This window comes from Paenibacillus sp. V4I9 (genome assembly GCF_030817295.1).
GTDB lineage: Bacteria > Bacillota > Bacilli > Paenibacillales > NBRC-103111 > Paenibacillus_E.
The window spans coordinates 6099463-6113824 of record NZ_JAUSZE010000001.1; the positions used below are offsets into that span (position 1 = coordinate 6099463).

A 14362-nucleotide genomic window follows, 5' to 3' on the forward strand; every position below is an offset into this window, starting at 1 on the left:
CACCGTCCGCCAATGAGGCGCTTTTGTCAGCCATAGTCTTACCGCCCTTCGTTAAAACTAGTCGCTATGAATACGCTTTCATTTTTACAAAATTTCACATCTCTTCAGCTCCAATTTGTCTCTACTTCGTTTGAAGTGATGCATACGCCTCCAGTAATATAACGCCGCTTAGCATAACACTTAGCTGAATGGAACCTTCAGGGGGCTTTCTCCAATCTGTACCGACACGTCCGATGCCGTCTAGGCCATGCTCCATTAGCATGATCGCATTTTGTTCAATAATCTCAGCTGGCAGCTCAAATTCGGGGTAAATATCCACCAACCTCAGCAGGTACCTGATCAGTATTCCTTTAAATAAACCTGTATCGTCGATTCCTTCATCGGGCAGCATCCCCGTAGCACTGTCGCACAATCGGCTCTTCACCGCAATTACCGTGCGGCAGGCACCCTCTAGATAAGTTGAATCCCTTGTGCAGGTGTATAATTCGAGTCCTGCCCCAATGAAGACGCCCTGACAATAAGTAAACTGCCAGTCCCTATCTATTTTCTCGTCCCCGAGCCGATTGATGCCATCCCACACGAACCCGTCAGCGGGATCGGTTAACATCCTTTTGTTCCAATCATAGATTTCTTGCGCCCACGCCAGATCAGCCTCATCGCCAAATCGTTGAAATAAGCGTGCAGCTAGGATAGCCGCTGGAGCGTTAGCTGGCGTGTTTTTGTAATCGAGCTGATTTTTTCGCCAAGCAATCCCTCCGCCCATATACGCATTCCATCCACCTCGGATGTCTTCCCACAAGTCGGCAACACTCTCCCGGTACATCTGAGCACCAGTCATGTCGTAAGCCCTTAGCCAAGCCAGAGCCATCCACTGCATATCATCATAATACTGATGGCGAAACGTTCCTCCGTTAGAGCGAAGAATGCCGTGGAACAGCTGCTCTAATCGGTTCAAATAGTCCACATTGCCGTTTCGCGCGTAGCCGTCAAGTAATACATCCGCAGCATGTGCTTGCCACCAATAATAGTAATTTTCGTCAGGGCGATTGACTGTTAAACTGTCGTCCCATTGATTCATAATCTGTATATCTGGATTCCAATAAAGCATGTGCAAAGTCGTTTGTAGATGTTCTGCCATCGCTGCCGCATTCATCTATCCCTCAACTCCCTCTGTATTGAAAATAAAGGGACAGATTTTCGGCTGCCCCTGTTCTTAATTTATTCGTTCTGTTTCAGCAATCCTTGCTTCTCCAGCGTAGCCATACGCTCCAGCAGCATAACGCCGCTCAGATTCACGCTCAAATCCTCAGCAGGCTCAGGTGTTGCCGCCCATGATTTACTGAACATTACGCGCTGCTCATCTCTCCCGTACTTCCAGAGACTGTCTGCATTCGTTACAAGAAGCTCAAGCGACTCCTTCTGACCAGGGTCCGCAAGAACGAGCTCCGCCAAATAACGGACGTATATCCCTTTGAACAAGCCGCCGTCTCCATTGCTTTCACTTGGCAGCATGCCTGTTGCCGGACTGGCCAGCCTGATCTTGGAAGCATGTGCCGTCCGGGCTGCATCGGTCAGATAGCTCTTGTCCCCAGTCGCCTGATACAGCGCTACCCCTGCTCCGATGTAAACACCTTGGCAATAAGAGAATTCCCAACCCTTATCAATCTTGCCGTCTCCCTCGCGGTTTTTCCCATCCCAGACGAAGCCCGTGTCCGGATCAACGAGATTGGCTTTCTGCCAATCGTAAATCTTTTTCGCCCAAGCTAGGTCCTCCGACTTGCCGAACTGCTTATATAATCTAGCAGCTAGAATGACTGCTGGAGCATTCGCCGGCGTATTCTTATAATCAAGCTGCGGCTTGCGCCATGCAATGCCCCCGCCTTGCTCTTCGTTCCAGCCCGTCTTAATATCTTCCCAAAGCTCAATCGCGGCTTCCTTGTATTTCTCCTCGCCTGTAGCGTTATAAGCACGGAGCCAAGCTAAAGCCAACCATTCCATATCATCGTAGAAATCATTCGGCAATACGCCGCCATTGCGGTCCAAAATCCCCTGATACATGTTCGCCAGGTATCCCTTATACGCCGCATCGCCCGTTCTCGCATAAGCGTCCACCAGCGTATCTACACCATGCGCTTGCCACCAATAATGGAACTTCTCATTGCATAGATCGTTGCAAGGCGACAAATTATCGAATAAGTTCAACTTTCCATTCCAATATTGCTTTAGCAGACCGGCTTGCGCAAGATCCGCACGCTGCTCCCAGGTTTCTCTATTTGTGCTCACTTGCACATCGGTCATCTTATTGTTATTGTCCATTGTCTCCACTCCCCAGCTAGCAGCCATGATGATGCCTATCCCAACAATCATCAGGGCTATGATCATTTTTAATCGAATTGTCAATTCGCTTCACCTATCTGTCCGACTTGCGTACTATCCTTTCGTTCCTGTAAAAGCGATTCCTTGCACAAAATACTTCTGCAGCAGCAGGAACAAGATCAGGATCGGCACTACCGCAATTAAAGCACCTGCCATCAACGGGCCGAAGTCGACCTGTTTGTTATAAGTAAAAGCAGCTAAGCCTAGCTGAATCGTTTTCTTGGCAGGGTCGTTAAGCATAATGAGCGGGCCGAGAAAGCTGTTCCAGCCTGCTTGAAAGGTAAATATGCCGAGTGTAGCCAACGCCGGCTTCGCGAGTGGAATATAAATGTTCCAAAAGATACGAAGCTCCCCGCTGCCTTCAATTCGAGCCACTTCTTGCAAATCACTAGGTAAAGAGACGAAAAATTGCCTCATAAAAAATACCGCAAAGGATCCCGACGCTCCTGGCAAAATAATCGCCCAAAATGAATTGAGCAAGCCATTGCCGCCACCGCCCAGCCAATCATTTCCTCCCAGGAAAGGAATGTGCTTCAGCACAAAAAATTGCGGGATCATCGTCACAACACCAGGTATCATCATGGCAGCGAGCAGAATTTTGAACATCGTATCTCTTCCGCGGAAATGAAGCTTAGCGAAGGCATAACCGCTTAAAGAGCCAAATAGCAAGTTGAAGAGCACTCCCATGAACGCAAGGTAGAAGGAATTCCAAAAATACAGACCAAATGGAACGAGCTCAAACGCCTTGCGATAATGCTCCAACGTTATGCTAGAAGGAATCCATTGAATCGGCAGCATGAAAATCTCTTCATCCGGACGGATGGAAGTGATAAGACTCCATACAAACGGGACGACCATGACGATGCAGACGGCGATGGAAATGATATACATGATTGTCGTTTGCCAATAGGTTTGTTGTTTCACTTTCCATCCCTCCTAGATCACGGATTCCTCTTTGTTTAGTCTCATATTAATGAGCGAAAATACTAAAATAATGATAGACAGCGCAAACGCCATAGCATCGGCATAGCCCATTTGGAGCTGGTTGAAGCCCTGCTGATAAATGTGATACACCGTTGTTTTCGTTGAGTTGGCAGGACCGCCTTTGGTCAATACGAACGCCTGGTCAAATAACTGCAACGCACCAATAATGGCCATTGTACTTACGAAAAAGGTGGTTGGCCTTAACACTGGCCAAGTAATATAGCGAAAGGACTGCCAAGCATTAGCTCCATCCAGCTTTGCGGATTCATACAGATGATCGGGAACCCCGTTAAGTCCCGCTAAATAAATGATCATGTTCGATCCAACGGACTGCCACAAGGTCACTAACACAATGGACAGCATGGCGTAGGGCATTTCAGCCAACCATGAAGGTCCTGTGATTCCGAACTTGCTCAGGATATCGTTCACGAGTCCGAACTCTGGGTTTAGCAGCCATATCCAAACCGTGGCCGCAGCAACGCCAGAGGTTAACGTTGGCAAATACCCAGCTGTACGAAACAGCTTTACGCCGAAGCGGCTGCGCATAAACAGCAAGGCCATCGATAAAGAAATGGCAATATTCAGCGGAATATAAAGGACAGAGTAAAACAAAACGTTCTTCAGCGTCGTCCAAAAGATATTATCCTCGGCCAACCGCTTGTAATTATCCAATCCAACGAAATCATTTTTACTCACAATGTCATAATTCGTGAAGCTTAGATAGAATGCCATGATGACCGGAATGATCGTAAAAATAATAAATAGCAAAATCGTTGGCGTAATAAAGAGATAACCCATCCTAGCTTGATGTCGACCCAGCTTGGTTATCGATGCCAAGAGAATTCCCCCTTCCACAAAAAGGGAGGGTTAACCCTCCCCCACATTTCTAGTTACTTCCCTGCTGCGTTCTGATCTAGCAGCTTATCACCTTGCTCTTGCCCCTTCTTGAGCGTCGCAGCCGCATCCTGCTTACCTTGAATGAATAGCTCAATATTCGGCATCAGACCATCGCCTTCCATAACCGAGTATCCTGGATGCTGCGGACGAATCTTCGCGAATTCCAGTGTATCCATGAATGGCTTCCAGTTCGGATCGTCCTTGAAGAACGGATCCTGCAGCGCCGGTTTGAAGCCTGGCAGGTTTAAGCTTGTTTTCGCCCATAGCAGCGTGTTGTCTTTATTCGCTAACCACCACTTCTCGAATTCCCATGCCTCGTCTTTATGCTTGGAGCCCGCTGGGATTACAAGACCGAAGCCGCCCATTACGCTTCCTTTGGCGCCGCCAGGTCCAGTTGGTGGAGGAACAACACCGAAATCAAGGTCCTTGCCGTATTTCTTATAAGTCGATAGCATCCATGGACCTGTATAGGTCATAGCTACTTTGCCGGTTACGAAAGCATCCGTACCTTCGCCAAGCCCCTTTTCAAACCCAACTTTATACACCTTATCCTTATTGATCAGCTTATCCCAGAAATCGAGGACCTGCTTGCCCTGATCATTATTGAAATTCGTTTTCTTTAGATCGCTTGTCATCATGGAGCCGCCTGCTTGCTGCAGCCACATATTGAACAGGCCATTATCCTGCATCGACATCCCGGAACGAACCAGCTTATCGCCTTCCCATACCGTTAACTGCTTGGCTGCGTTTTCCAGCTCATCCCAGGTTTTCGGCGGCTGAAGACCCTTCTCGGCGAACAATTTCTTATTATAAAACAGTGCGCGTGCATCAACCGTCAAAGGAAGACCATACAGCTTGCCGCCAGAGGAAAGCTCCTTCAAGGCTTCATCGTAATAATCACCACGGTTAATATTGTCTTTTTTCAAATAATCGTCTATCGGGTGGAGCACGTTCTTGGATGCATACAGCGAAGTACGCCATCTATCCCAGAACATAATATCAGGTGAGCCGCCTGAGGTAGCCGCAGTTAGAAACTTCGTGATCATATCTTCCTGCAAAACATATTTAACTTTAATCTTGTCTTGAGATTTATTAAAAGCATCAGCCATCATCACAAACTGCTTTTCACCTTCTCCGCCCCAGTCTCCCCAGAACGTAATTTCTACCGGTGCTCCTTTGGTGGCGGCTGTCGATGCTGCCGGTGCTGTCGTGGCCTCAGGCTTTTTGCTTTCAGCCGTTTGATCCCCGCCAGTTTTAGTGCTGCATGCTGCCAAACTAAACGTGAGCGAGAGAGCAGTTAAAACGGTCATCCATTTTTTCATGTTTCTTCCTCCCTTTTTAAGTAAACGTTATAAGTGCAGTTGCTAGTTAAAAGGGGTTCCACCCCCTGAATAACCTAGGATGAGTACGATGCGTTTACGCGATCATTCAACAGATCCTTAATCGATAGGCCACATACGTCTAACACCAACTCGCTAAACATGGAGTTCGCCCAAGAGAACCATTGCCGCGTATATTGCGACGGATCGTCTACGTGGAAGCCCTCATGCATCAATCCCGTTCCTGCATCGGTGTTGGCTAGTATATCAAGGATACGCAGCTTTTCTCCCGGCTTGAAGCAGTAAGGCCTTGAACCGCAAGTGAAATATGCCAAATGTAGCGATCCGGCGTATGCGGACTGCCGATTCCCTGAGCCGCTTTCCCCTTATAGAAGTAAGGGTTTTCATCACTAAGTATAAAGCTGCGTGTATGCTGATAAATGGGATCGGATTCGCCGACATATCCTAAGTATGGAATCGAGAGCAAGCTAGGTACGTTGGCATCATCCATCAGATTGAAGTTGCCAAGTCCGTCCGTCTCATAAGCAAACATTGTACCAAGCTTGGGATGCTCAATCATTCCGAATGCTTCTATTCCCTGTTTAATCTCAGAGGCAAGCTTAAGTGATTCACCGATTAGACTGGCATCCTGCCACACCTGCTCTGCGATTTCAGCGATATAACCCAGCACCACAACGGCAAACATGTTTGCCGGAATCAAATATCCGTACGAACAAGCATCGTCGCTAGGGCGAAAACCTGACCAAGTCATTCCTGTATAGCCTACTGGACTGCCCTTTCCATCTCTCGTTAACGTGTCTGTCGGAGGACAATGCAGTCGCTGGAAGCGATAAGGAGACTTCGTTTCATGGTCTTGTTCAACCCGCCAAAGATTAAGGATCGCACGAACAGCAGATCGATAGGCCTCATTGAAATGTGCGGTTCTCCCTGTTGCTTTCCAAAGTAAATAACTGAGTTGAATAGGATAACACAGCGAATCGATTTCGTATTTACGCTCCCAGATCCAAGGGCTCATATGGGTCAAGTCCTGCCCATGACCTGCGCCGGTTGGCTCCATATTAAATGCATTGGCATACGGATCAAGTTGAATATATTGCATTTGCCGCTTAACGACACCTTCAATCATATCCGCCAAGTTGGGATCCTCATTCGCTAGAAGCAGATAAGCTCGAACCTGAGCCGATGAGTCACGCAGCCACATGGCAGGTATATCACCGGTGATTACAAAAGTTGATCCGTCCTCTAGGCTTTGAATCGTTGTTTGATACGTGTTGGAGAAGCAATCGCGGAACATGGCAGCTAGCTTCGGCCGTTGTTTCTTCAGTAATTCATTACTTACTTGCTCAATGAGTTTACTCATTGATGCAGGTAACTTAGCCTCATTCGTCAACGGGCTCGCTCCTCTCTATTCCGATAAATAAACCGCTTACATTTACGATTATATTGGTATGTATACAGTATGTCAATATATATTTATCATACTATTTACATACCATTTAAATCGTTTGATATACCAATTAAAAAGAGACTACTAGATTAGCAGTCTCAAGTTTCGATATCCATGATGATTATCCGCCGTATCATTTGGAGGGTCCTGTTGACTCCCCAATGATTAATTTGGCGTCCAGACTTATTTTATTGGCTACCTTCTCGCCTCGCTTCAGCTTTAGCACATTCTCTACAGCGAGCTTGCCGATTTCATCCTCCGCTTGGATCAGATGGGTAAAGCGATAGCCGCTGCCAAGCGTCGTAGGAGGGCTATCAAAACAAATAATTGAAATATCCCCAGGTATCTGAAGTCCCATTTGTTCCACAGCAGCCTTAGCTAATAGAGCAATATTGTATTCCATAGCGAACAAGGCGGTAATTTGCGGATTGCTTCGCAGGTGCTCCTTAATCATATCGATATCTTTATCAATATTAGGTGAATGAAATGAATTTGGCAGCGTAGAGGTGATTTCATCTAACCAGAGCGATCGGTCAACCATGACCCCGCGTTCCGCATGAGCTCGGACGAAGCCTTCAATACGGTCCTCAATAGCTGTTGTATCCATAGGCGGCGGCGTAAGTAAGCAAATCTGTTTATGCCCCAAATCAAGTAAATAGTCAGCACCCGTGCGAGCAGCGGTTATGTTATCTGTACTAATCGAAGCCGCGGCTACCCCTTTGAGATGACGGTCAACCAGGACTAAGGGAAATTGCTGTATGACCAACTTAAGAAGTTCATCATTATAGAACTCCCCTTGTGCAGGAAACACAATAATGCCATCCACGCCTAATTCAAGAAACGATCGAATTGCCTTTACTTCATTCTCAGGCACACCAAACGATCTGCGTAATACTAGGAAACTATCGTGCTCAGCGGAAGCCTGCTCCATGCCATAAATCATCTCCGTACCGAAGGTATTGCCGAAATCCGTTATGACTAAGCCTATCAGCGTATGCTTGGTTCTCTCACCCGAAGATGGTCCTTCAGACGGAATTCCCCCTCCTTCCATGACAAAGGAGCCTCTCCCTGGCTTACGCACGATGAGACGTTCTTCTGCCAGCATCTCCAGCGCCTTTTTACTCGTAATACGGCTCACGTTATATTCATCCGCCAGTTCCTTCTCTGAAGGAACGCGGTCTCCAACGTTATATTTACGTTGTATAATTTCTTCACGCAGCGTTTCGAATATTCGCTCGTAAATGGGTCTCGAATCCGTTGACAATGCTATCTACCCCCTGCATCTAACCAAACGTTATATCATACGATACCATTAATATATCATGATATACGCATTTTGGATAGAGTCCAGAAGCTAAGCTACTATCTCTTAATGACTTGATGGAAAACTATCATCCAATCAAATTTATGGACAGTAACGTTTAAATAAATGACAAAAATATAATATTGTCACTTGATTTTCGTTTCCAACCTGTTATAATCAAATCAATATCAACCAAGTTTGAATCAACGGATCGTTTGAACCCATATGAGGAGGAATTAAAATGGAGAAAAAATTAGTCGGTAAAGTTGCGTTAGTCACAGGAGCGTCTAGAGGAATGGGACGTGAGATCGCAGAGGAGTTGGCTCGAAACGGAGCCAAAGTTGTTGTAAACTACGCCAGCAATCCAGCGAAAGCTGCAGAGGTCGTTCATGGGATTGAACAGAACGGTGGAATCGCAACAGCCATTCACGCTGATATTAGCCGCGTGTCTGACATTGAGCTCATGTTCCAGAAAACGATTGAAGCCTATGGTAAAGTTGATATTCTAGTCAATAACGCTGGCCTCATGATAACTAAACCTATAGCTAGTATCACAGAAGAAGATTTCGACAAGCAGTTTAATGTCAATGTCAAAGGTACCTTCTTTGCTTGCCAACAAGCAGCCAAATACTTGAGTAATAATGGCCGAATCATTAACTTCTCAACCTCGGTCCTCGGTAGTATGTTCCCGACATACAGCGTTTATGCCGGTACCAAAGGAGCTGTTGAACAGTTCACTCGCCAACTTGCGAAGGAATTTGGCCCGAAAGGCATTACGATTAACGCAGTGGCCCCCGGTCCAGTTAACACGGAACTCTTTACAGTGGGAAAAACAGAGGAGCAAATAGAAGGTATGCGCAAAATGAACGCTTTTGGGCGAATCGGTGAGCCTGACGATATTGCGAACATTGTCTTATTTCTGGCAAGTGAAGAATCCCAATGGATTACGGGTCAAACAATCCGTGTCAATGGCGGGTTTATCTAATTATCAACGCAAAAAAGGGGCACAATGTGCCCCTCCTCCTACACAAGCCATTATTATTGAATGGCTTGTTTAATACGTTGTAAAGCCTCGATCAGATCATCAATCTCTATTTCATTTAAACGAATGGTTACATAATTAGGCGAGATGCCGCCATCGTTAATCTCCAGCAATGCCACCTCATCCTTGTCATCAAATTTGACCGACAAATGTTCTTTATCGAGCACTTGAATCCATGCCATTATCGCCACCCACTTTCAGCCATCAAATATTCAAACAATTTTAATACACCATGAATTCTTTGTTGTACACCGTTTCATTATCATCCGCATCCATGACACGCATCTCTAATTCCCAATTACCTCGGAACGGCAGGTACGCGCCCTGCGCTTTATAGCTGAATTTCACAAAGCCGTAAGATTCTTCTTGTGTGCTATCCTCGAAAATGGTTATTGGCACAGAAATAGGCGCCATTTCTTTATCGTCTAAATAATGAAGCAGCATGAGCACTTGCTTCGGTTTCCCTGCTTTTTCTGGGAGCCATACTTTCGCTACGAAAGTATTGGTTCCCTGGATTTTAGGCGTAATATCAGCAGATACATGGACCTTTTCACCCATCTGATGCCACGCTAGCGGTTCGTTGACAGGAATTGGCGCCATATAAGTGATGAGCCCTACCAGCAGCACGATTATGACCATAAAGGTAAGATCAACCTTTACCCAAAGAACAGATTGTTTGGCCTTCTGTTTGCGCAAATGGAGCCGAATAATAAAACCTATGAGTACAACAAGGGCAACAGCACCTATTTTCACAAGCAGCAATATTCCCCACGAAGTGTAAAGCAAGTAACGTAAGTTTGGCAGGAACAACAAGACGGATAAGGAACCTGATAGAGTAAGTACAAGAATGGAGATCAAAGCCATTCTCGAAAATTGCTGCATATAGGAACTGACATCATCACTTTTCTGACGCCATTTCGCATAAAGCAGCACTAAGCCCCCAACCCAACATGCCGCGCCGACCAGGTGGATAAAATCTAGCCCGATTGTTGCCCATACTGGAGTGAATGAAGCCGCGTGACCGCTAAAGCTTTTCACCGCTAGTAAACTCAAAGGCCATAATAAATCTAGCCACTTCCCCCTACCTACAAGTACAAATCCAAGGAAGGATAACACTAACAAAAGCGCCCAGGAAATACCGATAGTGGTTGCACTAAATAGTTTCCATATCTCTTGGGCCCCACCACCACCAAGTAGAGCTTCGATGTGTGTGAAAATGACCAGCAATAGGGCTACTAATTGTGCACGCTGCAGATTGAGAGTCCAAGCTGAAGGTGCTTTTCGGGTACCGGTCCCGCCTGCTCCCGACAACCTTAACCAGATAACCCAACCCGTCAACGTCAACAACATCAAATACCACAGTCCGCGAGACGCATATTGCAGGATATCTTTCGTTGTTAACTGACCAGTTCCATGATTGTGCCCGCCATATACAGAAGGCAGATCGAGAGCTTCTTCTTGCGGTGGATTGCCAATCGTTATCGGATAACTACCTGCAACGGGGTGTCCGTCAGCTGAAATAACGTGATAACTGATCAAGTAAAAGCCCTCAGATAACTTCGGCAGATCAAGAATTAAACCTGTCTGCTCTTTGTTCATATAAGCTTTATTACTTGTAATTTCGTCACCGTTATGGTCCAATACTTTGATATAAAAAAGTCCTGCGTCTAACTGTTCATTAAAAGTAACGGCTACTTGAGGCGGTGAGCTTTCAAGCTTGGTGCCCGCTTCAGGTTGGGCCTGTACTAATGACGCATGAGCAGATGCCGTTTGAGGAACAGCAACTGCGCTCAATAGAATAAAGGCGAACATGCATATAAACAATGAAGGCATGACCAAAAAGCGTTTGGCCGTGTAACGTAAAGATCTTTGCATCGTATGTCCTCTATTCCGAAATCGGTTTACGTCCAGCAAATCCATCCCGTTTGCCATGGTAATAGCGAATTCTATCCTCTCCCTGTTTCCAACAAAGCAGTACTTCTTGTCCTTCCATCAACGCTGGAAAATCGACAAGACCTGTATCTATATCCTTGAGTTCTACACCCGTAAGATGAAAATTTTGAATAAGCCCGCGCGCTTCGATTTGAAGGAATTCCAGCTCTGCTTCCATGACGAAAAACGGATCCTTCTCAGCGCCGGGTTTCTCTGCATGCTCATTTTTCTTTATACGGAGCTCTGTATATTTTTCCTCAAAAATGTGCTTCAATGCTTGCATTTTCTTCAATTCCTGATCGATAAACGGCAGCATTTCATTAGCCTCTTCTAAACTGAACCACTTTTTAACTGACATATCGCACCTCCGTGCCTTAATTTTATCAAAAAAACAGGACATCTACGAATTCTACAAATGAGAATAAGGATGCTCATGCGAGTGACCCTGCTCGTCCACATGAGTGACAGATAACTCCGCATATCCTACACCTTTGAGTACTTGAATCCGCTGTTGAAGCTCTCTAAGCTTCTGTACCTTACCGCGAACTACTAATATTTCCAAGCACTGCTGATGGTTTAAATGGATATGCATCGTTGAAATAATTGCATGGTGATAATCATGTTGAAGTTCCATCAAGGTAATCGGCAAATCGCGAATATGATGGTCATACACCATCACGATCGTTCCAGCCACGGTTTCGTCGGGCTGCATGCTGCTGGACGTTAACAGCGCTTTGCGCGTAAGATCACGTATGGCTTCAGAGCGATTATCATAGCCCTGCAAGGCAATGAGCCTATCATATTGCTCTATGAGAGATTGCGGCATGGAGATACCGAAGCGCACCAGATTTTCTTTGTCAGACATCCGCCCCACTCCTTTTCGTGTAACATTTCCTATACCCTTACTCTAGCAGAAAGCAGCTCTGTCGCAAACCTTACCCGGAGCGAATTCGCAAATTAAACACAATATGGTAAGGTGTATTCATCTATAAATTCATTCATAGGAGTGGGGATCATGTCTAAACAGCCATTATCTTTTTCGATCGTTGATGTATTTGCCGAGCATAAATATGAAGGCAATCAGCTCGCCGTTTTTCGTCATGCTGCCCACCTATCCACAGAGGAAATGCTTGCCATTACCCGCGAGATGAACTTCTCCGAAACAACGTTTATCCTGTCGGAAGAGCCTATTAATGGTGGATATGATGTGCGTATCTTCACCCCGAAAGAAGAGGTTGCGTTCGCTGGACATCCGACTTTGGGGACAGCCTACATCATTCAAAAAGATATCATAGGACACCCTGTCCAGCAAATTGCGCTTAACTTAAAAATCGGTCAAATACCGGTCACTTTTGATGAAAAGAATCCCGGCATGGCTTGGATGCAGCAGAAGCCGCCTATTTTCGGAGAAATTATCGATCTAGATACGATCGCAGCTGTTTTAGGAATTCCAGCGTTGGCCATTGATTCGCGGTATCCCATTCAGGAGGTTTCCACTGGCCTACCAGCCCTTATCGTCCCACTAAAATGCTTGAAAGACGTTCAGCGATGCACTGTGAATCGCGATCTATATTTCCATCTGATTGAAAAGCTTTCAGCTAAAATGATATTAGTCTTTTGTCCAGAGACTTATCAGGCAGGTAACACTTTAAATGTAAGGGTATTCGGTGAATATTTCGGCGCTCCCGAAGATCCAGCTACAGGGAGCGCCAATGGCGATTTGGCCGGATACTTGGTCAATTATCGCTATTTCGGCAATGAGTCCATCGATATCAGCGTTGAGCAAGGCTTTGAAATCATGCGTCCTTCCATTCTGTATCATCGGGCATCTCAGAAAGAAGACCACATCTTTATTCAAATCGGCGGTAAAACGATATATACAGCTAAAGGCGAGTGGGTATAAGCAAAATAACAATCAAAAAGCCGGATCCTATTAAACAGGACCCGGCATTTATTGGTTCGAACATTACAGCAATACTTCTCATTTTATAAACAAGACAGCCAACGTAAGGATGAATAAAATAATGGGCATACCTATTTTAGATACAGGATCCTTAATACGTAGATGCGTTATGACGGCTCCAGCCATAATAACGGCCAATAGCAATCCGCCAATAACAATAAGACTGTCGTTCCAAATTCCTGCAACCAGTAGTGCGGCTCCGGCAATTTCGAGCAAGCCAGTGATTACCCTAAACCACTGAGGCATCCCATAACGTGTAAACTCATCCACCATTTGTTTTGAACCGAACTTCATGGCACCGAACATCAAAAACCCAAGTGCTAAAATGATTTGAATAATAATTACTGCTGTATTCATCTAAACTCTCCCCTTTTTTCACCTAATCATAGATAAACTACAATTAGATATCCTTATGTTATTACAATATACACTAACATTAGGATATTTATTTGTCAACCATTTTTAACAAGGCATCTAAATGAAAAAAGCTATCCAGTAACGCCTGGATAACTTGAAATTGATTTGCATTGTTTTATCTATCCTTACTGAGTTCTTGTGCTCCAAACCCCAGTTTCTTTAATAGATCGATCATCTGAAGTTTTTCTTCGTTGCTTATAAAGGACAAATTCTCAGATATAACGGCAGCATGTTTCGGGAAAATCTCATTAAATAAGGTTTCACCCTTTTCAGTAAGGGCGACATTGGAAGTTCTTCTATCCGTTGGACTTGATTGTCGTCTTACATAATCTTTCTGTTCAAGCTTGTCTACCACGTAAGTAATACTCCCGCTTGGAATACTAAATATTTCACTAATCCTTTGTATAGGATGAGGTCCTTTGTTATAGAGAAGCTCTAGAATCATAAAATGATCAGGACTGATTCCATGACTTTCGATATCTCGTTTGGTATTATCAGCAATAGCTTTGGAAGCTCTACTCCAGATTCGGAATAATCTTAAATCAAGCTGGCTTTGTTCGTCTCCCTGGTACATGATCGTTCCTCCTTTGGTGTAAATCTATTCCTATTCTTCTCTACATCGAGTTGTCATCATAACACTATGCTAACTTTAGGCTAATTT

Annotated in this window: 14 protein-coding genes and 1 pseudogene; 2 read left to right on the forward strand and 13 right to left on the reverse strand. The window is 45.2% G+C overall.

From position 1 onward, the window contains the following. Nucleotides 1–121: 121 nt before the first annotated feature. The 7 genes and pseudogenes from QFZ81_RS28140 to QFZ81_RS28170 all read right to left on the reverse strand — a co-directional run bounded on the left by QFZ81_RS28140 (nucleotide 122) and on the right by QFZ81_RS28170 (nucleotide 8308). A complete protein-coding gene (locus tag QFZ81_RS28140) occupies nucleotides 122–1153 on the reverse strand; it encodes a glycoside hydrolase family 76 protein (protein WP_307605501.1) in 1032 nt (343 codons plus the stop codon). 65 nt (nucleotides 1154–1218) lie between these two features. Continuing rightward, on the reverse strand, nucleotides 1219–2400 hold the full coding sequence (locus QFZ81_RS28145; RefSeq protein ID WP_307439245.1) for a glycoside hydrolase family 76 protein: 1182 nt from the start codon (nucleotides 2398–2400) through the stop codon (nucleotides 1219–1221). A 30-nt stretch (nucleotides 2401–2430) separates the two neighbouring features. Next, complete coding sequence (locus QFZ81_RS28150; RefSeq protein WP_307449403.1) at nucleotides 2431–3267, reverse strand: carbohydrate ABC transporter permease; 837 nt, start codon at nucleotides 3265–3267, stop codon at nucleotides 2431–2433. A gap of 45 nt (nucleotides 3268–3312) precedes the next feature. Continuing rightward, nucleotides 3313–4158: a carbohydrate ABC transporter permease gene (locus tag QFZ81_RS28155; protein WP_084160062.1), complete on the reverse strand. Its 846-nt coding sequence runs from the start codon at nucleotides 4156–4158 to the stop codon at nucleotides 3313–3315. Nucleotides 4159–4250: 92 nt separating this feature from the next. Continuing rightward, on the reverse strand, nucleotides 4251–5579 hold the full coding sequence (locus QFZ81_RS28160; RefSeq protein ID WP_307439243.1) for an ABC transporter substrate-binding protein: 1329 nt from the start codon (nucleotides 5577–5579) through the stop codon (nucleotides 4251–4253). 74 nt (nucleotides 5580–5653) lie between these two features. Beyond that, a pseudogene (locus tag QFZ81_RS28165) lies at nucleotides 5654–6957 on the reverse strand (glycoside hydrolase family 125 protein). Between the two features lie 220 nt (nucleotides 6958–7177). Beyond that, nucleotides 7178–8308, reverse strand: a complete 1131-nt coding sequence (locus tag QFZ81_RS28170) for a GntR family transcriptional regulator (protein ID WP_307605502.1) — start codon at nucleotides 8306–8308, stop codon at nucleotides 7178–7180. A gap of 280 nt (nucleotides 8309–8588) precedes the next feature. Between QFZ81_RS28170 and QFZ81_RS28175 the strand changes: the two genes are divergently transcribed. Beyond that, nucleotides 8589–9332, forward strand: a complete 744-nt coding sequence (locus tag QFZ81_RS28175) for an SDR family oxidoreductase (RefSeq protein ID WP_307605503.1) — start codon at nucleotides 8589–8591, stop codon at nucleotides 9330–9332. Nucleotides 9333–9385: 53 nt separating this feature from the next. Here QFZ81_RS28175 and QFZ81_RS28180 read toward each other — a convergent pair whose 3' ends face one another. Genes QFZ81_RS28180 through nikR form a run of 4 tightly spaced genes read right to left on the reverse strand, consistent with a single transcriptional unit; the run spans nucleotide 9386 to nucleotide 12186 of the window. Next, a complete protein-coding gene (locus QFZ81_RS28180; RefSeq protein WP_307439237.1) occupies nucleotides 9386–9571 on the reverse strand; it encodes a hypothetical protein in 186 nt (61 codons plus the stop codon). A 40-nt stretch (nucleotides 9572–9611) separates the two neighbouring features. Further along, nucleotides 9612–11264 carry a copper resistance CopC/CopD family protein gene (locus QFZ81_RS28185; RefSeq protein ID WP_307439236.1) on the reverse strand — a complete coding sequence of 551 codons (1653 nt, stop codon included), beginning with the start codon at nucleotides 11262–11264 and terminating at the stop codon, nucleotides 9612–9614. A 10-nt stretch (nucleotides 11265–11274) separates the two neighbouring features. Continuing rightward, entirely contained in the window at nucleotides 11275–11679 is a 405-nt protein-coding gene (locus QFZ81_RS28190) for a DUF2203 domain-containing protein (RefSeq protein ID WP_307439233.1), read from the reverse strand. A gap of 51 nt (nucleotides 11680–11730) precedes the next feature. After that, nucleotides 11731–12186, reverse strand: a complete 456-nt coding sequence (nikR, locus tag QFZ81_RS28195) for a nickel-responsive transcriptional regulator NikR (protein ID WP_307439231.1) — start codon at nucleotides 12184–12186, stop codon at nucleotides 11731–11733. A 150-nt stretch (nucleotides 12187–12336) separates the two neighbouring features. Here nikR and QFZ81_RS28200 point away from each other — a divergent pair, with 150 nt between their 5' ends. Next, nucleotides 12337–13224 (forward strand): PhzF family phenazine biosynthesis protein, encoded by an 888-nt coding sequence (locus QFZ81_RS28200; RefSeq protein WP_307439229.1) that lies wholly within the window; start codon nucleotides 12337–12339, stop codon nucleotides 13222–13224. A gap of 78 nt (nucleotides 13225–13302) precedes the next feature. Here QFZ81_RS28200 and QFZ81_RS28205 read toward each other — a convergent pair whose 3' ends face one another. Further along, nucleotides 13303–13641 carry a DoxX family protein gene (locus QFZ81_RS28205; RefSeq protein WP_307439227.1) on the reverse strand — a complete coding sequence of 113 codons (339 nt, stop codon included), beginning with the start codon at nucleotides 13639–13641 and terminating at the stop codon, nucleotides 13303–13305. 175 nt (nucleotides 13642–13816) lie between these two features. Further along, nucleotides 13817–14275 carry a MarR family winged helix-turn-helix transcriptional regulator gene (locus QFZ81_RS28210; protein ID WP_307439225.1) on the reverse strand — a complete coding sequence of 153 codons (459 nt, stop codon included), beginning with the start codon at nucleotides 14273–14275 and terminating at the stop codon, nucleotides 13817–13819. Nucleotides 14276–14362: the final 87 nt, after the last annotated feature.